A 24269-nucleotide genomic window follows, 5' to 3' on the forward strand; every position below is an offset into this window, starting at 1 on the left:
AGGTCGCGGCGCCTGATCCCCGGATCCCCGGCGACTTCTCTCGACGAGCTCTCCAACCCGTGGCGTTTTCGTGAGTGAGGCTTGGTGGTAAACATCACCTGCGCTTGGTCGGCATCACGCATGGGGTGGGGATGGAAGAGCTGTCAATCAGTCCGCCGAGGCGGCACGCGAGCAACGTATCGGTGTCGCAGTACGCCGTGCCCGCTCAGGCATTGCCGCCAAACCAGTTCGACACTCGCACCCCGCTTCAGCAGGTCTGGTACTGGTCTCCCGATCAGTGGGAGCAGTTCACCTACGAATGGGTCCGCATGCGCGCGGTGGAGGAGGGCTACCTCGGCGCCGAGATCATCGGTGGCGGCAACGACCGAGGGGCCGATGTCGTTGCCTTCTTCAGCGACCAGAAGCTCAACGGCGAGTGGCACTGCTACCAGTGCAAGCACTACTCCGAGGAGTTGGCACTGACTGACGCCCTACCCGAAATGATCAAGCCGTTCGCTGCCGCGGTCGAGACGACCAGGACTCTGCCCACGCGGTACACCTTCGTCGCCCCGAGGATCCACCCGAGGTTGAAGGACCTCGTCCTCACTCCTGACGAACTGAAGGCACGGTTCTTGGCCCACCTGGATCGCCGCCAGGTAGCCGTGAAACTGTCGGCGGAGACTCTCGAACGCGTCAAGCAACTAGCCTCCGCCACCGACTTCTCGATGTTCTGGACGGTCAACCTGGACGACGTGTTGGAGGTCTACAGCAAGTCCCCGCTCTTCGCTTCCCGGTTCAACCTCCCGCCCTCCGGCAGGCCTGCCAGACCTTCAGTGCCGCCAGAGCCATCCAAGGACGAGGCCCGCTTCCTGGAGCAACTTGTCGATGTGTACCAGGAGAGGTTCGGTGCGCACATCGCCAGCGTGGACGCCGCCTTCAGCCATTCCGATACCGGTGGGCACCTGAGGCGGCAGCGGGAAGCCTTCTACGCGGCCGAGACGCTCCGCATGCGCACACGCGACAGCGTTCCCGGCGACGCGTACGCGGAACTCCAGAGCGACGTGCTGGACAACCTCGTGGAGGTGGCAGAGAGGACTTTCGACTCCGGCTGGGAACGGTTGCATGAGGTCATCCAAGCCTCCGGGCAACTCCAGGTGGTTGGTTCGGTGATCGCGTCCCACTTCAAGAACCTTGAACGCAAGGGCATGTGCCATCAGTTCGCCAACGACAACAAGCTCATGTGGTGTCCGGGGGATAACCGGTGAATCCCCTCAACAGCCCGGTGGAGCTGGGCATGCGTGCGCTGGTGCTGCTGGCCCAGGCGAGTCCGGAGGCGCTGGACATCGCCTCGCTCGTCGTGCTTGACCACGCCGTACTGCATAGTGAGGAGTTCGACGGCCCTCCCAGCCTCCTCCCTGAACTCCCCGCCCAACCGGGGGAACTCGGCAGGAAACGTCAACTCCTGCATGAGGGGCTCGCCGTCCTCATGCGTGCAGGCCTTGCCTCGATCGACGCGACTACCGACGGGCTGGTCTACCGGGCCACCGATCGTGGCTCCAGCTTCGTCGGGATCCTTGAAGCACCGTACGTAGGCCAGTTGCGGGAGCGCGCCACCTGGGCAGTCGAGCAGTTCGCACCCCACGCCGATCCTCGCGAGTCCATGCACGGCTTCACAACCCAGTGGCACGAGCGATTCACTGGCACCGCCCAACCTCTGGGGGAGCACGATGCGTAATCTCACTCTCACTCACCTCACCTATGCCGGCTCCGGTCGGCCGAATGCCAGTGTCACGTTCTCCCCCGGCTTCACCCTGATCTGTGGCGACTCCAACACTGGCAAGTCGTTCATCGTCGACTCCATCGACTACATGCTCGGCGGACATGCCGCCCCGACGATCCCCCACGCCGACGGCTACAGTCAGATCCTGCTCGGCCTCAAGCTCCCGGACGGAAGTCCTGTCACCCTCGTCCGCGCCCCTGGCAGCAACAGCATCCATCTCCACAGCTCCGACCTGCGGGACCTCGTCCACGCCGTACCAGACATCCTTCTCTCGGCTCGTCGGACCAAGAGCAAGCGCGATATCTCGCAGCAACTCCTGAGCTACCTCGGGCTGGAAGAGAGCTACATCCGCACCAGCGAGGCTGGGAACACCGAACTCCTCAAGATCGTGGACCTCACCCGCTTGGCAGTGGTCACCGACGCCAGAATGGTTGACCAGACGCCGGTTTCCCACCGTAATAGAGGCAGCGCCGCCAAGACGGCCGCCCGGTCCGTGATGCAGCTCCTCCTGACCGGAGAGGACGAGCCTCCCGCCAGCAAGGTCCCGAACGTCGTCCAACGGCGCATCCAGAAAAGCAAGATCACCCTCATTGACCACCTCGTGATCGGACTTTCCGCCAAGCAGAGCACGCACGAGACCGCGTCCGAACTACGGGTTCGGCAGCGCCGCCTCGAGGAGACCCTGGCCGCAGCGACCCGATCGCTGCGTGAGGTGTCCGCCAACCAGGCACAAGCAGTCGCCGAACGAGCCCAGCACGCCGAGCACACGGAAACAGTCGCCATCCGACTCGGCGAGATCTCGGACCTACTCAAACGCTTCGGGATCCTCAGGCAGCAGTACGAATCCGATCTCGCCCGGCTCGAAATGGTCAGCGAGGCTGGCAGCCTCCTTGGCTACTTCCAGGTCGGCCGCTGCGTCTTCTGCGGCGCCGAACCAGAGCACCAGGATCCTCGGCACGGCATCGAGGAGACCACTCACCTGCATGAAGCAATCACAGCTGAGAGCACCAAGACCCAGGCACTCCTGACTGATCTCAAAGCCACCATCGCTGATCTCGAACTCCAGCTGAATGAACTATCCAGGCAGCACGAGTTGATGCGGGTACAGAGCCAGGAGCTCGACCACGCCATCGAGTTGATCGAGGCCCGGCTCCTCCCTGCCAAGGCAGAGCTGGACCAGATTCTTACCGAGCGGTCCGCCATCGAACGCGACCTTGAACTTCTCGCCCGTATCGAGGAACTAGACGAACACCGTGCCGAGTTGGTCGCTGCCGGGGCCGTGCCGTCCAACCGAGTCGAGTCCTTCGTTCCGACCAGCGTGGTGGATGCCTTCGACAGGGTGCTCCAGCAAATCATCGAGCGCTGGCACCTCCCGGGAGCAGAAAACGCCGGCTACGACCCGTACGGCGGAGACATCCGTGCCGGCGGACACGCACGAGCAGAACACGGCCGAGGGATGCAGGCACTCCTCCGATCCGCCTTCTCAGCAGCGCTGGCCCAGTACTGCCTGGAGCGACGGCTTCCGAACCTGGGATTCCTTGTCCTGGATTCCCCGCTGGTCACCTACGGCGAGTTGCGTGACGCGGACGAGGACGACCTCTCCCCGGAAGTCCACGACAGCTTCTACCGCCACTTCCTCACCTCCCCCGGGCAGACCATCATCGTCGAGAACACCCCACCTCCGCCCGAAGTCGTCGAGCAGGCCCATGTTGTGATGTTCCGTAGGAACGGCACCGGGCGACACGGGTTCTTCCCACTGCCTTTCGAGACTGTCGGCTGATCCGATCACAACGGTGACCAATGCCGGAGGCATGCTGGCATCCCGCGGCTATCGCTGTACAGCTGGCAGACCCAAGACGAGCTAGTGAAGTCCATCCAATCCAGCGCCCACGCTTCAGGGCGTCCATCTACGCGTACGGGTCATGCAGGGGCCTCGGCTCTCGGACTCCACGGGTGATCTCATCTGGGAGGTCCGAGTCGGCAGTGTAGTAACGCCCCTGTGCCTCACCCTTGGCCGCCAGCCAACCCGCGCGGACCAACTCACGGATGTCGCGTTGCGCCTGTTGCTCGCTCAGCTCGGCGTCGGCCTGATAGGTGGCGCGGCGGACGCGGTTGCCCATGGCGGCCGGGTAGAGGGCGTAGAGCATGCGGTCAGGCCAGCCGCGTTGGGCAACGGCTTCGTCGAGAGCACTCCAGACCTCGCGGGTGGTGTTCACCTGACGTTCGACCGTCTGCGCCTGCTGGTGGTGGGCGCGCAGGCAGAAGCGGACCCAGGGGAGGGTGGTGCGGGCGGGCGTCCAGACGGGGCCGCCGACCTCGGCGAGGATGTCGTAGTAGCGGTAGGTGTTGCGAGCCCGGCCGAGCCACTCCTCGATGCTCGAAAACTCGGGTGCCATGATGCCTTCACGGGCCAGGACCAGGGCGTGCAGAGCCCGGGACATCCGGCCGCTGCCGTCCGACCACGGGTGGATCGCCACCAGGTTCAGGTGCGCCATCGACGCCCGGACCAACGCCGGTGCGTCCAGGTCGCTGTTGTTCAGCCAGTCCACCAGCTCGCCAGTCAGTTCGGGCACCTGCTGGGCATCGGGGGCGGTGTAGGCAGCGATTGTCGGGTCCTCGGCGGAGGTCACGTACACAGGCCCTGAGCGCCACCAGCCCGGCCGCTTGAGCAGGTGGTGCCCCTGCATCATGAAGTGGAGCGAGTTGAGCAGGCCCTTGCTGTAGGCGAAGTCGTCGCCAGCCTCCGCCAGGCGCTGGATGTAGGTCATCGCCTGCCGATAGCCCCCGATCTCGGCCGTGACAGTGTCGTTCGCGTCGATCGGCGCCTCGCCGACCATGATGTCCTCGACGTCCGAGACGCTCGCCGCGTAGCCCTCGATCGTGTTCGAGCCGGCGATCGCCCGCGCCGTGAGGTTACGGCGCAGCTGCCCCTCCCAGCGGCGCGGGGTGCGCAGACGCAGACGCAGACGGTCCCGCATCTCTCCGATCTCCGCAAGAACGGCCTGGTCGATGTCGTGCAGCGTGGGCACACCGTAGAGCATGAGGCGATGACACCATGACGGCATCATCAAGTCAAGGCAGACCGGCGCAACGATGACTCATGAGTACTTCAACACCTACTTGGAAGCCTCTCGTCCCGGATCCGTTCAACAAGATCACTGCCGCCGACCACCTGGCTCCGCCGACCACCCGCCGCCGGGCCGCACGCCCACTCATCAACCACCGTCAGCCGCCCACCCAGGCCGCCCCCGCTCAAACCGCCCACCCGCGCCGCCCCCGCTCAAACGCAGGCCTGGGCCAACTTCCTGGCAGAAGCCGTCCGCAACGGGCTCGACCTAACGCTGGTCACCCAGTGGCTGACCGTCCTGGCCGATGCGACCGGCAGCCCAGACTCCCTTCCCTGGTCTCCATGCCGCTGGCCGACTACGTCAACCTCCGCCTCCCGGCCATCGTGACCGGCTTGGAAGCCACCACGCACGTTCCGTACCTCGCCGGCTGGCACCTGCGGATCGAGCCCGAGCTCGGGCACCTCCCCTTGCGCCTGATCACCACCAGCCTCATCACCGGCGCAGTCCTCCGCTGGATCGCCGACGGCTGCAGCCGCTCCACCATCAAGAACACCCTCGCCATGCTCTCCCGCACTTTCGAGCAGGCCATCGGGGACGGCATCTTCGACCGCAATCCCGCCCACATCGCCGGCTGGCAGCACCAGTTCCAGCAGGCCGAGGACGAACTGCGAGACCCCCGTACCCTCGCACTGCGCGACTGGGACGCTCTCATCGAACTCGCTGACGCGCTGGTCGAAGCCTCGTACAACCGCTATCGCGGCTGGGGCGACGTCGTCGTCCACGGCGCCTGCACCGCCACCCGCATCGGAGAAGTCTCTGGAGTTCGGGCCCGCGACGTCGACACCGATAAGTGGCTCCTGACCTGCCGCCGACAGACCACCCCCGCACCCGGCGGCCTGGTCGACAAGCACACCAAAGGCCGGATCGCCCGCTTCATCCCGATCATCGAGCCACTGCGCCCGCTCATCGCCCGCCGACTGCAGGCCGCCCGCGGCGACCCCGACGCCCGCCTCTACACCGGCCCGCGCGGCGGCCGCATCAGCACCGCCGTCCTACGCGACGCCATGCACTGGGACGAGGTCACCCGCGACCTCGGCTACGAGCACCTACGACGCCACGATCTGCGCCACACCAGGCTCACTTGGATGGCCGACGCCGGATTCCTTCCCCACATCCTCATGGAAATCGCGGGACACCGGCTCATCACCACCACCCAGCGCTACTTCCACCCCGACGTGCTCCGCATCCTTGAAGCTGGCCAAGCCCTCACCCATCACCTCGAGAAACTCCAACACGACGGCCAGATTACCCGCCGCCGGTAACACACCGTGACGCCATCGCCTCGAAATGGCCGCTGCCAAGCCGCTTCGAGGCGGCCCGAGCCACTCCACGGCAAGCCGTAGGCGCCAGAAATGCCTTGTACATGCCCCGATATGAAACAGTTCGACCCACTTGACCCGCGCCCGGCGCACTTGACCGAAGGTCAAGTGCGCCACCATACCTCGCTCCAGCAAAACGGCAAGGAGCTCTCGCACTTCACTTGAGATCGAAGAGCAATCCACAGACCAGCCACTGGAGGAGCGAGTGGCGACGCACCCGCGGCCAAACCTGGGGACCATATTGGGACCGCCCGGGACCAAAAAAGGGCCCCGAAAACCAGCAAAAGCGGGCACCTGGATTCCCAAGTACCCGCTCTCACAACCGACTTCACAGTCGGGACGACAGGATTTGAACCTGCAACCCCTTGACCCCCAGTCAGGAAGTGCTCCCCTATTCCTGCCTGAAATGCGCTCGCGCACACGTCGTGCGTGTGCAGATGAGCATGTTTCGCGCACCTCGTGCGGCAGCGCGCATGACGTGTGGTCCCCAGCTGGTCCCCAGGTCAGGGGCTTGACGGAGGGTCCGAGTGGCGTTCATACCTCCAGAGTAGCGCCACTCCGAGCGAGGATCCAGCGATTCCCGACAGTCTCCCAGAAAGTCACCGGACAGGGGGGGCGGCACCGCCGAGCGAAATCAATGTCCTCCGAGCCAAAAGCCAGCCAGAAAATGACCACTTAATCCCGTCCTCGCACATCCCCTGTGGGCTCGCGGAATTCTCGGCGCTCTCCGTAGCGCACTCTGAAGACCGACCCGAGGCGGCTCGCCGCCGCACCGCGCATGCTCCGGGCTGTACGAGCCCAACAACCCATGGCTACCAGCAGACCGCCTTCTCCCGGTCCGCGGCCACTCTTCACACGATCATGGAGGTCGATGTCCACCGCCATCACGTCGACCGTCGGCCGGAGAGTCTTCGCCCGAACCTTGAGACACTCGAGATCGTCGGCACGGTCAGCAGCCGAGACGGCTGGAGCGCGCGTTCGACACGCCAGACCGCTGATCGCGCCGTCCCCGTGCGCGATCAAACGCAGCCAGGAGCACGCTGGCACCTCGCTCAGCCTCTTCCGCCCCGACCACATCGACTCCTTCCGACTCGCAGACGCTCGCCCCTGGACTCCTGTCCAGCACGGCATCGTCAGCCAGGCCGACCTTCTGCACCCCGACCGCCGACCGCCGGAATGGGTGCCCTACAAGTTCCGCTACGGCTTCCGCTGCGACGACGACACCTGCCGCAGCCTCGACATGGGCCTCAGGACTGGGCAGCCTGCCAGTCCTCGCGTCCATCCATCGCGTGGAGCTGACTGCTCATCGTGGAGCGTCGCGAATCACCCGGGCCTGTTCACCGACACGGTGGGCTTCATTGAGGGCTATGACCGCCTGTCGTGCCCGCGTGTGGGCTTCCTCGGAACCCTCTGGCGCGTCACCTCCTGGAGCAAGCCCAGCCAGGAAGTCGATCATGATGTCGATCTGGCTGATGCCGGAGCGCGTCAGAAGCGACCGTCGGTCTTCGGCGATCACCTCGACCACGCGGGCCCGGGCTGTTCGGAGCGTGCGAAGCGCGGCCTCCTGGTGGGCGGGCGCGAGCTTGGCGCAGCGCATGTACAGGTCGACGAGCGGCACCGTGACATAGGTCGCTTCGCCACGGGGGCTGAGCGTTCCAGAGCTTTCCAAGAGCCAGCGCGCCGTTACAGCTCCCAGTGCCGTTTCGGTGTCTGGCGCTTAGCTTGACTCTGTCGGGGATCTTGGAGCGTTCCCGGTGTGCCCGCCTGATCAGCGGGCATGCTCGGGCTGATCGAAGACCTGCAGTTGTCGAGGTGTCAGTTGTCGCTCCATCCGCGCTCCGGTGAGCAAGTTCCGGCTCTGACCGCGCAAATCGCGCGGGCGAGCAACCCCGGCGGCACGACGGCGATGTGGGTCAGAGACCGGCTGGACGGGCTGTGGCGCGACGAGGACTTCGCGGGCTGGTACCCGCGCGACGGACGCCCCGGCATCTCGCCCGCCCAGCTGGCCACCGTCAGCGTGCTGCAGTTCCTGCTCGGCCTGTCGGACCGGCAAGCGGCCGAAGCGGTGCGCTGCCGCATCGACTTCAAGTACGCGATGGCCATGGAACTGGACGATCCCGGCTTCCACCACAGCGTGCTGGCCGACTTCCGTGAGCGCCTGGTCCTGGAGGACCGAGCCGACCGCCTCCTCGATCTGGCACTCGCGCGCCTGAAGGAGGCCGGACTCGTGCGCGAGCGCACCACTCAGCGCACCGACTCCACCCACGTCCTGGCCGCGGTGCGCGAACTGACCCGGCTGGAAATGGTCACCGAGGCCGTCCGTGCCGTCCTGGAAGAGGCGGCCCGGACCGCTTCGCACCTGCTGACCGGCCTGGTCGACGAGGACTGGGGGCGTCGCTACGGCCGCCCGGTCCGCCTGGGCAAGAACCCCACCCGGCCCAAGACCAGGATCCTCACCGCCGGTGACGACGCCTGCCGCCTGCTGGAACACCTCCACGAGCACGGACCGGCCTACCGGCCCGGCCCGCAGGCCGAAGCCCTACGGCAGATCCTCGTGCAGAACTACTACCGTGACGCGGCGGGCCGCCTGCGCTGGCGCACCGCCGACGACGGTGGCCTGCCGCCCTCCGCCTCGGCGATCGTCTCCCCCTACGACACCACGGCGCGCTACGTCCGCCACGGGCACATCATCAGCTGGAAAGGCTTCGCCGCGCACGTCACCGAGACCTGTGCCCCCGACAGCGTCAACGTGATCACGGACGTGGCCACCACCTCGGCCGCCACCAACGACGGCCAAGCCTTGCCCGGCATCCACACCCGCCTGGCACGCCGCGAACTGCTGCCCGCCGAGCACCTGGTTGACGGCGGCTACACCTCCCTCGTCCACCTGGAACGAGCCGCCCGCGAACACCAGGTCACCATCAGCGGACCCCTGCCGGGCAACCCCACCCGCCAGCACCGCAAGAACGAAGGGTTCGACCGCGACGACTTCCACATCGACTTCGACCGCCGACAGGTCACCTGCCCCAACGGCCAGGTCAGCGCCGGATGGCACGGTCCCTACCCGACCTCCTCGCCCACCGCGGCACCCCTGATCGTGGCACGGTTCACCAAGAGCCAGTGCCAGCCGTGTCCGGACCGCCCCCGCTGCACCAGCTCCGGTGACGCCCGCAACGTGGGCTTCCCCCCGCGAGAACTCCGCGACCTGCAAGTCCACGTCCGAACAGAGCAGCAGACACCGGAGTGGAAGGCCCGCTACGCGGTCCGCTCCGGTATCGAGGGCACCATGAACGAGTTCGCCCACGGACACGGCATGCGCCACTGCCGCTACCGAGGCCGGCCGAAAGCCCACCTGCAGCACGTACTCACAGCCATCGCCGTGAACATCGAACGACTCAGCGGCCAACCCGTCACCGAGGGAGCTCTCCCGCCGAGACCGCCGACCGCCTTCCAGACCTACCTGGACGAGAACGACATCCCCCGGACGAAGTCCTGGCGCGCCCTCGGTACTTGAGCCCCGTCGTCCAAGATCCCCGACAGAGTCAAGCTTAGGGACTGTTCTGAATTCGGATCATGAGTTCGTGGATTCGGGTGCTTCGGCGGTGCTGCTGCTGGTAGAAGAAGGCCATGACACGCGGAGATCTGACGGACGGTGAGTGGGAGCTGGTCGAGCCGTTTCTGCCGATGGCGGCGACAGGGCCGATCCCGGACCTGCGGCGGCAGTTCGATGCGATCATGTGGCGGTTCCGGGTGGGCAGCCCCTGGCGGGATGTCCCCGAGCGGTACGGCAACTGGTCCACGATCTACGGCCAGTTCCACTCCTGGGCGCTCAAGGGCGTCTTCCAGGCGCTGATGGACGGGATGATCGCTGAGGCCGCCGCGCGCGGCCAGGTCGACTTGTCGCTGGTCAGCGTGGACTCCACCGTCGCCCGAGCGCACCACCACGCGGCCGGGATGGTCATGGACGCCGAGTTGCTGGAGGAGTTGGAGAAGGCAGTCGCTGAGGAAAAGGGGATCCTGCGAAGGGACAAACCGGGCCGGTAGCCGACCAGGGCAGTGCTGCGGACGAGGCCGCGCGGGAAGGAAAGCGCCGCATGCGTCGGCGCCGCCGGGCGCGGCTCAAGGCAGCCGCGCTGGGGCGTTCGCGGGGCGGGCTGACCACGAAGACCCATCTGGCGGCCGAGCGGCGCTGCCGTCCGCTGTCCTTCGTGGTCACGCCGGGCCAGAGCGCGGACAATCCGCAGTTCGCCGCCGTCATGGACAAGATCAAGGTCCGCGGCCCGGTCGGCCGGCCCCGCACCCGCCCCGACGCGGTCTCCGCCGACAAGGCGTACTCCGCCCGCGGTACCCGCACCTACCTGCGCAGACGCCGCATCAAGGCGGTGATCCCGGAGAAGGACGACCAGGCCGCCAACCGCAAGAAGAAGGGCAGTAGCGGCGGACGGCCCGTCAGCCACGACGCGGACCTCTACGCGACCGCAACACCGTCGAGCGCGCCATCAACAAGATCAAGAACTGGCGGGGCCTAGCGACCCGCTACGACAAGACCCCGGCCAGCTACGAAGCCGGCCTGCACCTGTGCGGTGCCGTCATCTGGCTCCGCAGCCTGAGACCCGCATCATGATCCGAACTCAGAACACTCCCTAGTCCGGATCGTGGAGGACGGCGAACTCGTCGTGTGTGAAGGTCACCGGGTGCAGGCCGGTCAGGTCCAGGGTGACGGTCGCCGGTCTCGGTGTAGTGCCGAAAGCGACTGGGACCACGCTGAGCACCTTCGTCTCCGACCGGTCGCCGGCTCCAGTGACGGGCGGAGCCGCCCTGATCGTCAGGTGGCCCTCGGCGGTTGCCACGGTGACGTTGCTCATCCCGGCCAGGCCGGCGATCAGGGCGAGGATCTGGTCGCGTTGACGTGCCGAGGCGGTGGCCGTGGCGACCGCGGTGGCCATGTTGGGATCACTGTGCCCTGTCATCCATGGCAGAAGGGCGAGTTGGAGCGCCAGGAGCAGCTCATACAGGGCGAGGAGTTCCTCGCCGAACTCCGCATCCGTCAGGGAGACGGTCTTGCTTGACACGAGACGGCCATCGCGTATCTCCCGGCGGGTGGCGGTGATGCCGTGGTCGTCGACGGCTATGGAGGCGTGGGCGCTGGCGTTGCGGTAGAGCATGTCCACGGTGTTGCCACACGGTGGCCCGAGGCGGGCGAACTCGCTGACGACAGCACCGGATTTGATGGCTTCGACCACGGCTTGCTCGTAGACGCCGTCGGGGTCTTGGCGGCTTGCCCGGGCGGCGATGAGGATCACTGAGCCGAGATCGCACAGCGCGCCTTCGACGAGCACCTGGACCCGACTCCTCGGCCTGCGCGACGTCCTCGATCCGGCCAGCGCCGAGCCCGCCACCATGTGCTACCGCCCCTACCACCTGCCAGCCAAGCTCACTCGCCACGCCCGCCGCTGCTGCCCCCCGTGTCCCGGACATGGCCCTGGCGCGATGCCTTCACCACCTGCTGGCACCGCCTCGGCGCCCTGCCCTCCCACCTGACCACCCATGGCCGATACCGACCAAGGACCAGGAAGGAGGGCAACCGCACACCCTCGGAACCGTGGAACCCGAGCGCAGCCGCAGCAACACGCGACGACCGCAACCCCGACCACACGGGACAACCTTCGAGGGCATCGCGATCCGGGTCGCCCAGCGCGTCCTCGCACCGGCGGCCGCGATCTGGCGCAGCAACCAAATCGACGCACCGGTCACCCGATCGCTGATCGAATTTGATCACTGATCACATTGGACCCATATGAGAACGGCATGCAGGGGAGGTGCACTGCAGCTAAGATAGCCACCCCACTTCACGACTCAGCTATTCACACTATCAGAAATAAATAGACTGAACGGGGGTTCACGAGTCCAATTATCGCCATTGCGGCAATCGGTCATTGGGCCCAAGGCTTTGCACTGCCATGCCTGAAGCCTGCACAGTTAATCATACTTACAAACGTCTCACTTGCAATCAAATGTCCCTTTTCATTGACAGCGACATCGTGTACGCCTGGCACTCCGTCAGGGATCAGCCAAACCAGGTCAGGAAGCTCGCCCTCTGGATTGAATTCCCGAAACTCACTTGCCTCAGAGATAACTGCACTGGCAATGCTAAATCCACTAAGCCCGGCACTACTCATACTCTGCGCCAAGCTGCGAACTACGAGGTAGCAGGGGAAGCTTTGAACAATGGAGTCGCCAAGCCAGTCAATGACTTCGTAGTGCAGCTTCGCGACCCTGGGCGGATGTTCCGATCGATCCATGATCGTTTCGACGCCTAGGCCCCCCGCTACCTCTGGGCTCACTCGGTAGTACTTAAACATGGCTTACTCCTGCCTAGCGGATCCGGGGGTTGAACCACTGACCCAGCTGATCATCGATGCCTGTCGCATAATCTAGCACCTCCTGCCGCGTCGGTGATGCATTTTGCTCGTAGAAGTCATTCCATAGATTGCGGATAGCACTCAGATGGACCCGATTATTGATTACCCCCTTGGGGATCCCTCGGAGATTTTCAATGGAATGAATCTCATCTGACGAAAATAGGCCGGGATAGCGCATTAGGACCTGCTGCTCAATAGCATGATGCACCCATACATTCCCCTCCGTGCCAGGATTAGCTCCATAGAACGTCTTTCTATAGTTCGTACTTCCCCCTGCATTGCCTACCCCTGCGCGCTGCCAGACAGGGACCTCCCCGCCCAAGGTCGGCTCGCAGCCGCAACTTACCCCCGTGACGGCATAGCCAGAAAGTGCTGAGAGTATGTGGCCCAGATGCAAGGATGCCGGGTTTATAAGCGTATTTCCGCTAGATGCAGATTGGTTAATTGGATTATCGAGAGTGATGCCAGATCCGGCGGTGGGGTCACCTGGGTTGTCGAGGGTTGTTCCGAGGCCAGCGTCCTGCGCCCCGGGGAATGTGGTGATTCCTAGACCTGGTGACTGTTCGGCGGTCAAAGACTGAGCGACAAAAGCGCTTGCACCCACGGCTGCTGCATTACCCATGGCGGTGGCAGTGTTGGTTGCTCCGACTTCGGGACCGTTGCTGCTGTCGGCGCCGTGTGTGGCGGTGCCGCCGATGCCGTCGAAGGCGTGGCTGGGGTTGAGTGCGGAGAGGTCGATCTTGGGGACGGACAGGACCGGGTGTGCGTGTCCCGTCGGGTGACTCGGGTATGAGGTGTCGCAGCTGTCGGACGCGAATGCCAGCAGGCCACCTCCGCCGGCTCCGAGGAGTCCGCCACCGAACAGGCCCCCGGAGCTGCCGGACGGCACGTTGTAGATGTGCAGCTCGTGGTACAGCCAGTCGTAGCCGTCGTGCAGGCCCTGCTTGAGCTTCTGGGCCAAGCTGGGACTGGATGACGTCGACGGGGCCATACTCGGGTATGGATCAACGCTCCATGATCCCTTGGGCGCCATGCCGTTCCATGGGTCCACGGGCGCTTGCGGGTTTTGGGGCGTGGGCGGCGGCGCTATCTGCGGGGGAGACCAGGGCGGCGGGGTGCTGTTGACGGGGGTAGGAGCGTGGAACGGGGTACAGGCGCTGTGTCCGCTTGGGTCGGCTTGGGAAAGCGGGTCGTCGTTTCCGTAGGCGTAGAGGTTGCCGGCGACTGAGCTACTGGGGTTGAGGGGCGCGGTGTCCTGGCTGGTGAAGTCGGCGGTGCTGGGGTCGTACCAGCGGCTGGCGGTCTTTACCTGGCCGGTGGTGGGGTCGGTCCAGTCGCCTTGGTAGCCGAGGTCGTGTGTGGTGCCGGTGGTGGCGACTGGCTTGCCCCACGGGTCGTAGGCGTTTGAGCCTGCCAGGGTGCTGCTGGTGGGGGTGAAGGTTCCTACGAGGTCACCGTGGAGGTCGGTGTAGGCGAGGGCAGAGGAGCCGCCCGCGCTGACACCGATCAGGCCGCCCCCGGGAGCGCGGGAGTAGGTCTCGGTTCCGTCGGAGGCGAGGCTGTCAGAGGTGCCCTCATAGCTGAAGGTGCGGGTACCTGTGCTGGCCAGACGCCCCAGGGAGTCGTAGCTGTAGCTCTGGGAGCCGTCGGTGACCAGATCGTCGTAGGCGTCGTAGGTAGCCGCTGTTGTGCTCATGCCAGTGATGACCGAGGCACGGGTACCGCGGGCCGTGTAGGTGTATGTGGTGCCTCCCGCAGCAGCGAGCTCGTTGCGCTCGTTGTACGTGGCGCTGGCGCTGCCCGACTGCGTGAGGTTGCCGTTGGCGTCGTAGCCATAGGCGGTGGTGGTGGTGCCGTTGTTCCAGCTGCTGATGCGACCGGCTTGGTCATAGGTGAAGCTGTTGCTGGGTGTGGCGGCGCCGCCGGTGCTCCCCTGACTGGTCACGCGACCTGCTGGGTCGTAGCCGTAGGTGAGTGAGGCTTCGGTGCCGCTACTCGTCGTCAGGAGGTCGCTGGTGAGGTTGTTCTGGCCGTCATAGCCGAAGGTCTGGCTGGTGCCGTTGCCGTAGTTGACGGACTGCGGCATGCCGGAGGGGTAGTAGGCGTAGGAGAGGGTGGCGCCTGTGAGTGGGTCGGCCAGGGTCTTCAGTCGGCCGTCCTGGTCGTATGTGTAGGAGATGGTGCCTGCCGCATCGGTGCGGCTGGCGAGGGCTCCGTCCTGGTTGTAGGTCAGGCTGGCGTTGCCGAGTGGCCCGTTGGACGTCCACAGACCGCCGCGGTCGGTGTAGGTGTACTTCTGGGTGCCGGTGGTTGCTGCGAGCGAGGTGAGGCGGCCATCGAGGTCGTAGCCAAGGCTGCGGGTGGGCGTGGCTGCCTCGCTGCCGGTTCCGCTCTGGCCGGTCACGTGCCCTGCAGCATCGTATGTCTGGGTGGTCTTGACGCCGCCGGGCTGGCTCTCGCTAACCGCGAGACCGGACTGGTCGTAGGTCCTGGTGTAGGTGCGGTCGACGAGGTTGGGGTAAGCGGCGGTGGCCGGTTCGATGACGGACTCGGGAAGGCCGAGCGTGTTGTACGTGGTGTAGGTGTCGTGGCCGTTGCCGTCGTGGTAGTCGGTGCGGTTGCCGAGAGCGTCGTAGCCGAAGGTGGTGGTGATGGTGTGGGTGGTGTCGACCGGCTGGACGCGCTGGGTCACCCTGCCCAGGGCATCAAAGGTCGCCGTTGCGGTGTTGTGATCGGGGTCTGTTGTGGAGACGGGGTTGCCGTTCGCGTCGTAACTCGTCGACGACGTGGCCATCGTGGCGCCTGTCGCGTCCAGCTTCGCGGTTCCGGTAGGCCGTCCGGCCTGGTCATAGGTGGTAAGTGTGGACCGGCCCGTACCTCCCGTCGTGTCGGCGGGCAGCACTACCTTCACCGCGGCACCGCTGACGTCGTAGCTGTATGCGGTGGTGCTGCCGACCGGATCAGTGGTGCTCGTCCGCTCGCCGGCGGCGTTGTACGCCGTGCCGCTCGCCTCGCCGCTGGGCGTGATGGCTCGTGTCCGGTTCCCGGCGTCGTCGTAACCGAAGGTGCTTGTGTAGATGGCGGGCGTGGATGGTGCGGTGTGGCTGGTCTGTCGCTCCTGTTGGCTGAGCGTGATCAGGCGACCCAGGTCGTCGTAGGTGGAGAGGGTGAGTGCGCCGGTGGGGTCGGTGATGGACTGCTTCTCGCCGTCGAGGTCGTAGGTGTAGAGCCACTTGGGCGTGGTGCCGGCGAGGGCGGGGAGGTCGGTTTCGACGAGGTTGCCGAGTTGGTCGTACTTGCTGGTGGTGATGTTGCCCTTGGGGTCGGTGACCTTGGCGGGGCGGCCCAGGCTGTCGTAGTCGGTCTGGGTGACGGCGGTGAAGGTGCTGGTGCCGTCGGGGGTGGTGTAGCTGTTGCTGGCGACGGAGAGGTGTTCGCCGGTGGTGTCGTAGGTGTGGGTGGTGGTGGTGATGTTGCCGAGGGGGTCCTTGGATTCGGTGGGTTCGCCGTAAGTGTTGTAGCCGGTGCGGGTTTCGGCGATGGCAGCGGGGAGGGTGACGGGTTGGCCGGTGGTGGTGTTGAAGGTGGTGGTGGGGGTGGGTGGGGCGTCGGTGATGGTGAGGTGGCCGACGGGGTCGTGGGTGTAGGTGGTGGTGTAGTTGGCGGGGGTGGCGCCCTGGACGTTGCCGTTGGGGCTGGTGGTGGTCAGGACCAGGCCGCGCTGGTCGTAGGTGTGTGTGGTGACGGAGTTCTGGGGGCTGTTGACGACGGTGGTGGTGAGGGCGTCGCCGGCGGTGTCGTAGGTGGTGTCGGTTTCGCGGGTGGTGGTGCCGTCGGTGAGCTTGGTGGTGAGGGTGTTGCCGGCGGCGTTGTAGGTGGTGCTGGTGGTGCGGTTGAGGCCGCCGGGGTCGAGGGTGGTGCTGGTGGCGCGGTTCGTGGCGTCGTAGGTGTTGACGACGGTGGTCTTGCCGCCGCCGGTGGTGCGCTGGGTGAGGTTGCCGGCCGGGTCGTAGGTGTTGGTCTGCAGGACGATGTTGCGGGTGGTGCCGTCGAACTGCTGGGTGGTGGGGTTGTAGTTGTGGAAGGAGTCGAGGTCGATCTCGGCGACGGTGTTGTCGTCGTTGTAGTACGTGTGGGTGGTGCGGCCCATCGCGTCGGTGTCGGTGGCCAGGCGGCCGGCCGGGTCGTAGGCGCGCGAGTCGGTGATCTGCCAGCGCGCGGTCACCGGGTTGTTGGGGTTGCCGGTGTAGTTGGCGATGGCGGTCTGCTGGAGCCAGCCCTGCGGGGAGTAGGTGTACTGGTAGTTGGTGCCGGCGGCGTCCGTCTTGGTGGCGGTGTTGCCGTAGGCGTCGTAGGTGTAGGTGGTCTTGCTGCCCGCGGGGTCGGTGACCTGCCAGAGGCGGTCCATGGTGCTGTAGTAGGCCCAGCTGGTGGTGCGGGGCTTGTCGCCGCCGGTGGTGTCGGCGACGGTCTGGCTGGTCTTGTCGCCGTCCGCGTCGTACGCCCAGCTGGTCTGCGGGGTGTGGGTGGTGCCGGTGACCGCGTCGGTGGTGGCCGGGTCGGTCTCGGTGAGCGGGTTGCCCCAGCCGTCCCACGTGTAGCTGGTGGCTGTGGTGGTGGCGGTCTGGCCCTGGCCGCAGTTGGTGCAGTTCTCGGTCGTCGTCGAGGTGCGGCCGAGGTTGTCGTAGGTGTGGGCGGTGGTCAGGCCGAGCGGGCTGGTGGACTGGGCGAGGTTGCCGTGCGCGTCGTACGCGTACTGCGTGGTCTGGTTGGCCGGGACGTTCGAGGCCTGGGGGTCGGCGTTCGCGTCGACCGGGTTGCTGGTGGCGAGCGGCAGGCCCGGTGGCACGGTGCCGCCACCTGTCGCGGCTTCGGTCCCGGCGGTGTACGTGGTGTAGCTGGTGCGGCCCTTGGGGAAGTCCGGGGTCGCGGGGGTGGTGGTGGAGGTGAGCTGGCCTGCCGCGTTGTAGGTGTACGTGGTGCGGTAGGTGGTGTCGCCGGGCCCGTTGGAGCGTGGGTCGCTGGAGGAGGTCATCGTGTCGTTGAGCACGTCGACCGGGTTGTTGGCATCCAGGAAGTACGTCGCGTAGCTGGTGTGGCAGCTGGACGGGTTCTGGCAGGTGGTGGTGGAGACGGTGTTGCCGCGGGCGTCGTGACCGGTGGTGACGGTGTGTCCGTCGGGGTCGGTGACGGTGTAGAGGTAGCCGTTGGTGTCGTAGGTGTAGTTGGTGGTGTTGCCGTTCGCGTCGGCGTAGGAGGCCAGCCGGGCGGTGCGGGTGTCGTACTTGTAGGTGCTGGTGTTGCTGCCGGGGTCGGTGACCGTGACGGTGGTGACGGGCACCGGGCCGGCGCCGTTGCGCATGGCCGCGTAGTGCCCGGCGACGGTGGCCGCGTTGAGCCTGCTGGGGTAGTAGGAGGCTTCGGCGATGGAGCCGTTGAAGAAGCCTGTGCCGGCCTGGGGCCAGTTGTCGTCGTTGCCGACGCCGAGGTACACGTACGGGGTGCCGTTGAAGGTGATCGGGACGCCCGCGGTGTTGTTGGCGGTCTGGGTGCCGTCCAGGTACATGGTCTGGCCGGTGCTGTCGGCGGTGAGGACGACTTGGTGCCATTGGCCGTCGGTGACGGTGCGGTCCGAGGTCATGGCGTAGCTGGGTGAGCCGAGCCAGAACTCGCCGTGCAGGTGTCCGTCGGTGCCCACGTAGATGGCTGGGTTCCAGGTGTTGACGCCCGGGGTGTTGGGGCTGGCGGCGGGGAAGTCCTGGTAGCCGTAGAGGACGCCGGCGGCGACCGTGGTCTTGAACCAGAGTTCCATGGTGGCCGCGCCCTTGGTGGGGGCGGCGTTCGAGGGCAGCTGCAGTTCGGAGTTGGTGCCGTTGAAGGTCGCGGACAGCTCCGCCGGGTCACCGGAGGGGCCGGCGTTGCCGAGCCCGACGTTGGTGTAGGTGCCGGCGGTGCTGTCGGGCAGCGCGGTGCCGAGTTCGTCGGCCGCGTAGGAGGCGCCCGTCGGGTCGTCGAGTCGCCAGTAGCCCCACGGGCTGGCCTGTACGGTCGCAGCCCGGTAGGCGCTGGCCGCATCGAGGCCACCGGCCGCGCCGGTGGCGGTGGTCGCTGCCTGGTACAGGCCGGTGATCGTGGCCGGGCTCAGGGCGTACTGGTAGAGGGCGAAGTCGGCGAGGGTGCCGTTGAAGTGGCCGCTGCCGTCGGCGGGGTGGGCGGGCCAGCCACCGCCGATGGTGCCGGCGCCGAGGTAGGCGTAGCCGGAGCCGTTGTAGGTGTCGGTCAGGGTGATGGGGGTGCCGCTGGCCTGTCCGTCGAGGTAGAGCTGTTGGGTGGTTCCGTTGACGGTCAGGACGGCGTAGTGCCAGGTGTTGTCGGTGACGGTGGTGGCGGAGGTGGTGGGGTTGGGGGTGGCGGTGGTGGCGCCGCGGAGTTTGCCGTCGGTGCCGACGTAGAGGGTGGGGTTGTACTGGGAGGGGCCTTGGCCGAGTGGGGCGTTCTGGTAGCTGTACATCACGCCGGGGCCGGTGGTCTTGAACCAGAGCGAGATGCTGGTGTTGCTGTTGGGTGCCGGGAGTGCGGCGGCGGGCAGCTGGATGGCGGAGCTGGTGCCGTTGAAGGCGGTGGCGGTGGCGCTGCCGGAGGCCCACGGGCCGCTCTGGCCGGTGGTGGTGCTGTTCTCGGTGCCCTGGTTCTGGGCGAGCGCGGCGCTGGAGAGCAGTTCGGTGGCCTGGTTGCCGCCGGCGTCGTCCAAGCGCCAGTAGCCGCAGGGGTGGGCGGAGATGATCGCGGTGTCGTACGCGGAGGGTCGGGCCGCACTCGCGCCCTGGGCGGCGGTCTGGTTGGTGGCCTGGGTGTAGAGGGCGGAGACGGTGCCGGCGGTCAGGCCGTGCGGGAAGATCGCGGCGTTGGCGATCTGGCCGTTGAAGTGCCCGAACGGCGTGGTGGAGGCGTTGGGCCAGCCGTTCTCGTTTCCGGCGCCGAGGTAGAGGTACTGGGTGCCGTTGGTGCCGATGGTTCCGCTGAGCGGGCCTGCGCTCAGCTTCCCGTCGAGGTAGAGGGTCTGGGAGCTGAGGTTGTCACCGGAGAGCACGGCGAAGTGCCATTTGCCGTCGTTCACGGTGGCCGAGCTCGCCATCGGCACCACCGAGCCGGTCCACAGCTCGGCGTGCAGCTTGCCGTCGGTGCCGACGTACAGTGCCGGGTTCCAGGCCGCGCTGCCGGGTGCCTGCGGCGCATCCAGCGGGGTGCTCTGGTAGCCGACCAGGGTGCCCGCGGTGGTGGTCTTGAACCACAGCGCGATGCCTTCGGGCCCCTGGGTGGGGATCATCGAGGCGGGCAGCTGGACCGAGGACGTGCTGCCGTCGAACGAGGCGGCACCGGCCGAACCCGTCATCGGGCCTGCCGCACCCAGCGTCACGTTCGCGTACGTGCCGTTGTTGGGGACGGGCCTGGGTATGTAGACGTCGTTGGCGGCCTGGGTGCCGGCCTGCTCCGACAGGCGCCAGTAGTCCTGCGGGTCGGAGCTGTTGACCTGGCCGCGGTACTCCTGCGCCGAACCGTTCACCGAGGGCGCGGCGATCTTCCACGTGCCGCCGTTGGCGTCGGTGACCTGGTTGGCCCGGTCCTTCCAGCCGTCGTAGGAGATCGCCGCCGCTGTCTTGCCCGAGGGCAGCTTCACGGAGGCCAGCTCCGGCGAGGGGGTGTGGCCGGTCTGCCACAGCGTCGTCACCGCCGGCTGGCCCAGGGTGTGGTTGTAGAAGGAGACGTCGGAGATGGAGCCGTTGAAGTACCAGGCGTGGCCGGTGTTGTCACCGGTGTTGTTGAACGGCTCGTCGGGCCAGTAGCCGCCGATGAATCCGCCGCCCACGTTCTGCGCGTGCTGACCGTTGGCCACCACGGGCCCGTTCAGGGTGCCCTGCTGGTTGCCGTCCAGGTACAGGGTCTGTGAGGCCCCGGCTGCGGTGAGCATCGCGAAGTGCCACTGGCCGTCGTTCACCCGCTGGCTGGAGGTCATCGGGGTGGCGGCGCTGCCCTGGTAGAACTCGCCGTGCAGGTAGCCGGAACTGCCCACGTACAGCGCGGGCGTGTAGGGGTGGCCCGTCGTGCCGGCGGGGAAGGAGTCGGTCTGGTAGCTGTACAGCACCCCCGAGGACGAGGTCTTGAACCACAGTCCCAGCGACACGTAGGACGAGATGTCGCTCTGGGTCGCGGGCAGCACGACGACACCGGACTGTCCGTCGAACGCGGTCGCCACCGGCGGCGCGGTCGGCACCGGACCGGCGCTGCCCAGCGTCACGCCGCCGGAGTAGCGGGCGTTGTCCGTGCCCTGGTTCTGGATGATCTCGCTGGTCGCCGTGGGCCCCCAGTAGTCGCCCAGGCGCCAGTACGAGGTCGGTGCCGCATCGAGCACCGCCGAGCGCAGGTGGGATCCTGCCGAGTACGAGTACGTCGTGCACGAGGGCGCCGAGTTGCCGCCCGTCGGCGGCGCGCACACCTTGTCCAGCTCGTCCGGGTTCGACGAGTTGTAGGTGTAGGTCCACGTCAGGGCCGTCGAAGCGTCCGTCCCCGTGACGGGATCCGTCGACACCGCAGCCACGTGGTGACCGTCCGCCGTCCACGCCAGGTGCAGCGCCCGGCCCGACGCCTTGTCGGTGATGGTGTCCAGCTGCCCCGCCGTGTTCCAGTGCAGGCTCTGCACATGCCCCGCGGCATCCTGCACCGAGGTCACGGCGTACCAGCTGCTGTTCGCGGAGAACGTGTACTGCATGCCGTTCTTCAGCAGCAGTACGAAGCCGCCCCAGCCGCCCTGCGAACCCGTCAGGGTCTCGTACTCACCCTGCGCCGGCAGGTAGTGCGCAGTGCCGGAACCGTCCGTCGAGGACAGGCCCAGCCGCTCCGTGCGGCCCGAAGCATCCGTGAGTACGACGGCATTGGAACCGTCGCCGTCCATCTGCACCCGCATGTCCAGCGCGGAGGTCCAGCCGTCGCCGAACAGCGTGTTGGTGCGCGGGTCCAGCGAGTTGTAGGACCGCGTGATCTCAAGTGCCGGCCCGGTCGCCTTCACCGAAGCGTCCGTCACGGCGGTGGTGTAGTTACCCACCTGCGGATCGAACGTGTGGCCCTGGCCATCACTCGCCGCACCACCAAGGTGCGAGGTGATCGGTGGCTGCTGGACCTGTGTGGAGAACGAGTAATTCGCCGACCAGGGACTCCCCGTGACACCGTCACCGATCTCGGCCTGCCAGAAGTACGTACTGTTCCAGGCAAGCTTGTTCGCGGGCACCGTCCACGACTGGTTCGGTATCCACCCGGAGGTGGCGACCGACTGCCAACTGCTGTTGAACACACTGAAGTCGTACTGCAGACCCGTGCCGGGATAGTTGTCCGGATCGTGCCCGACCGCGGCCAACTGCGGGGTCAACGTGCCGAGAACAGAGTTGCTCAGCGGCGTGAGGTAGTCGAGCTGGGGCGGCACGTTCTGCGACGACACCCAGGTGCAGTTCTGATACTGGATCCTGTAGTTGTCGTAGAGCGAGGAGGTCCCGCCAACATAGCCGTCCCAGCACATCTGGTAGCTCTGCCCGGGGCGGATCGGCGGGATCGTCGCGGTGAACGTCGTCGACTGACCGGTGGCCACCGTCCCGGGCACCGAGGTGAACGGGGCGTTGCCGGCCGGCCACACCTCATGCCAGTTGGCGTCGAAGAACCTCGGCAGCACCTTCATGCTCGCCGGGGTCCACCAGTTCGCCCCGAGATTGGTCATGGTGATCTGCTGCGACCCAGGACTCACCGCGGTGGGAGCGACATACGTACTCGCAGTGGAGTAGCTCGCGGCCCAATCCGCGTAGGTGACCTCCAGGTAGGGCGGATTCGCCGAGGCAGCGCTGGCGAAGATCTTCCATGACGTGGAGTCGGTCGGCGACGCCGTCAGTGCCAGTCCCCAGTTCGTACCGCCGTGGGACCAGGTGTTCACCAACTGCGAACCGGGATCGTTCTGGGAGTCCCCCAGGTCGAACGTCTCATAGGCCGGTCCCCCGCAGCTGTCCCCCAGGGAGATCGTGTTCACCCCGAGCTGCTGACCGACGGTCAGCCCGGGGTAGGTGTTGATCGAGGACGGGTCCCAGGCGCTCGCGATCTGACTGACATACAGGGAGTGCGCATTGCAGTCATACGAGTGCAGAGCATCCACATGCAGCTTGACGCCTTCGATGAAGTCGTTCTGCAGCGCGGAGGAGACCGCCGGAAAGGTGATGTAGCTGTTGGCCACATTGGTCCCGGAGTCGTACGTGCCGACACGCAGATCCGTAAGGGTCGAGTTGTTGGCGGTGAAGGGGCTCATCACCCAGGTCGACTGCCCTGCGTTCAGACGCGGGTTGGTACTCGGGTCGACCTTGACCGGGAAGACGCGCTTGGCATCGTGAATCCATGCCGCATCCAGGTTGACCTGAAGCGCGGGCTGACCATTGACGGTGGTCAGCTGATAGGTGACACCGTCCGACATGGCACCGAGGCCGGAGTGCGGATCCTTGTCCGCGTCCTCCATGAACCCGCGCGGCATGGTCACTCGGACCACCCCGGCCGCATCCTTGAACTGAACGTCGCCGGTAGCGCTCAGGCCCGCCGTCAGCCCGGTGAGGTTCAGCGGGAACACGAAGCTGGTCGGAGCCGAAGCATCATGCAGAACCAGCGTCTCCTTGATACCGCTGGCAAGTCCGTTGTAGACGAGATCCGTCGAAGGTGCCGCGGACGGATACGTCAGGGTGTCGCCCTGAGCCGCGCCCTTGCTCGGTACGGCACCCTGGAGCCCGTAGGAGATCCGATGGGCGGCGTCGATCTGCAGCGTGATCAGCGCGGGATCGTCGGCACTGGCCGCAAACGATGCCTGCTGACTGTTGGCCGCCTCCGACCAGCGACCGCCTGCGCCCACCACGAAGTTGGTGTCGATGTCAGCCCAGGTGCCGTCAGGCTTCTGGAAGTGAACCGGGCGTGGGTAGACCCGCATGGTCTTGGTGCCGTCGTCATCGACGAAGGTCGACGTCGACGCAGTACGCGCAGCGGTGTCCTCCGGTCCTTCGGGCTCAGTTCCCGGGGATCCCGTCGAGGAGGAGGCGCCGTTGGAACCCGGGGCGTCGGCCTGCAGGGCAGCCATGGCCTTCCTGGCGCCAGGCGGCTTGGGTGTGCTGGGCTTCGGCGTGTGCGGCCGGACTTGCACCGACTCGGGAGGGGTCGTCGGTTTGACCGGCTGTGCTTGGCGACTGTCGGTGGACTGCTGCGTTGTGGGCAGACCCGGATTCGGGTCCTTCGCGGCCGGCAGTTCCCCGGCCCCCGGCTGGTGTCCACCAACCGGACCGGCGCCATTGCGCGACGTACTCGCTGCCGATACCTGGTGACCGCGGTTCTCGGCCGTCCCACTCAACTGGCCAGGAGGAGTCACTGCCGAAGATGCCTCAGAGGCTTCTGCCTGCAGCCGCACGAAGGCATCGGCGGGCTGCGTCACTGTGGTCATCATCAGCACCAGGCCGATCAGGATCGCGACCCGCCGCAGAACAGTACGCCCGCCCCAACTGGGCAGATGACGGCACGTGATCCGCGACACGCAACGCATGATCACCCGCGCTGCCTTCCGGACACGTTCCACGTG

At 66.5% G+C, this 24269-nt stretch carries 9 protein-coding genes and 2 pseudogenes; 7 read left to right on the plus strand and 4 right to left on the minus strand.

Going from position 1 to position 24269, the window contains the following annotated elements:
- Nucleotides 1-182: 182 nt before the first annotated feature.
- Genes OG500_RS11370 through OG500_RS11380 form a run of 3 tightly spaced genes read left to right on the plus strand, consistent with a single transcriptional unit; the run spans nucleotide 183 to nucleotide 3539 of the window.
- On the plus strand, nucleotides 183-1244 hold the full coding sequence (locus tag OG500_RS11370; protein ID WP_329579369.1) for an ABC-three component system protein: 1062 nt from the start codon (nucleotides 183-185) through the stop codon (nucleotides 1242-1244).
- The gene (locus tag OG500_RS11375; RefSeq protein ID WP_329579371.1) at nucleotides 1241-1714 is read left to right on the plus strand and encodes an ABC-three component system middle component 2; all 474 of its coding nucleotides are present in this window, start codon (nucleotides 1241-1243) and stop codon (nucleotides 1712-1714) included. Before OG500_RS11370 ends, OG500_RS11375 begins: the two co-directional genes overlap by 4 nt.
- A complete protein-coding gene (locus OG500_RS11380; RefSeq protein WP_329579373.1) occupies nucleotides 1707-3539 on the plus strand; it encodes an AAA family ATPase in 1833 nt (610 codons plus the stop codon). The genes OG500_RS11375 and OG500_RS11380 overlap by 8 nt, the downstream gene beginning before the upstream one ends.
- A 127-nt stretch (nucleotides 3540-3666) precedes the next feature.
- Here the strand turns inward: OG500_RS11380 and OG500_RS11385 are convergent, their stop codons facing one another.
- On the minus strand, nucleotides 3667-4800 hold the full coding sequence (locus OG500_RS11385; protein ID WP_329579376.1) for a Fic family protein: 1134 nt from the start codon (nucleotides 4798-4800) through the stop codon (nucleotides 3667-3669).
- A 368-nt stretch (nucleotides 4801-5168) separates the two neighbouring features.
- Between OG500_RS11385 and OG500_RS11390 the strand changes: the two genes are divergently transcribed.
- The gene (locus OG500_RS11390; protein ID WP_329579379.1) at nucleotides 5169-6149 is read left to right on the plus strand and encodes a tyrosine-type recombinase/integrase; all 981 of its coding nucleotides are present in this window, start codon (nucleotides 5169-5171) and stop codon (nucleotides 6147-6149) included.
- Between the two features lie 1360 nt (nucleotides 6150-7509).
- Here the strand turns inward: OG500_RS11390 and OG500_RS11395 are convergent.
- Complete coding sequence (locus OG500_RS11395) at nucleotides 7510-7824, minus strand: hypothetical protein (protein ID WP_329579382.1); 315 nt, start codon at nucleotides 7822-7824, stop codon at nucleotides 7510-7512.
- Nucleotides 7825-8112: 288 nt separating this feature from the next.
- Between OG500_RS11395 and OG500_RS11400 the strand changes: the two genes are divergently transcribed.
- Nucleotides 8113-9720 (plus strand): IS1182 family transposase, encoded by a 1608-nt coding sequence (locus OG500_RS11400; RefSeq protein WP_329578021.1) that lies wholly within the window; start codon nucleotides 8113-8115, stop codon nucleotides 9718-9720.
- Nucleotides 9721-9833: 113 nt separating this feature from the next.
- Nucleotides 9834-10830, plus strand: a pseudogene (locus OG500_RS11405) (IS5 family transposase).
- 19 nt (nucleotides 10831-10849) lie between these two features.
- Here the strand turns inward: OG500_RS11405 and OG500_RS11410 are convergent.
- Complete coding sequence (locus OG500_RS11410) at nucleotides 10850-11545, minus strand: hypothetical protein (protein WP_329579385.1); 696 nt, start codon at nucleotides 11543-11545, stop codon at nucleotides 10850-10852.
- 317 nt (nucleotides 11546-11862) lie between these two features.
- On the opposite strand from OG500_RS11410, the pseudogene OG500_RS11415 reads away from it, so the two are divergent.
- A pseudogene (locus OG500_RS11415) lies at nucleotides 11863-11988 on the plus strand (IS982 family transposase); the annotation flags it as partial.
- A 593-nt stretch (nucleotides 11989-12581) separates the two neighbouring features.
- Here the strand turns inward: OG500_RS11415 and OG500_RS11420 are convergent.
- On the minus strand, nucleotides 12582-23777 hold the full coding sequence (locus tag OG500_RS11420) for a LamG-like jellyroll fold domain-containing protein (protein WP_329579391.1): 11196 nt from the start codon (nucleotides 23775-23777) through the stop codon (nucleotides 12582-12584).
- Between the last annotated feature and the right edge of the window lie 492 nt (nucleotides 23778-24269).

Source organism: Kitasatospora sp. NBC_01250, assembly GCF_036226465.1.
GTDB lineage: Bacteria > Actinomycetota > Actinomycetes > Streptomycetales > Streptomycetaceae > Kitasatospora.

Coding starts and splice junctions, on each gene's coding strand:
- OG500_RS11380 (WP_329579373.1), top strand. CDS start 1,707: ATGCGTAATCTCACTCTCACTCACCTCACCTATGCCGGCTCCGGTCGG.
- OG500_RS11385 (WP_329579376.1), bottom strand. CDS start 4,800: ATGCTCTACGGTGTGCCCACGCTGCACGACATCGACCAGGCCGTTCTT.
- OG500_RS11390 (WP_329579379.1), top strand. CDS start 5,169: ATGCCGCTGGCCGACTACGTCAACCTCCGCCTCCCGGCCATCGTGACC.
- OG500_RS11400 (WP_329578021.1), top strand. CDS start 8,113: ATGTGGGTCAGAGACCGGCTGGACGGGCTGTGGCGCGACGAGGACTTC.
- OG500_RS11420 (WP_329579391.1), bottom strand. CDS start 23,777: ATGGCTGCCCTGCAGGCCGACGCCCCGGGTTCCAACGGCGCCTCCTCC.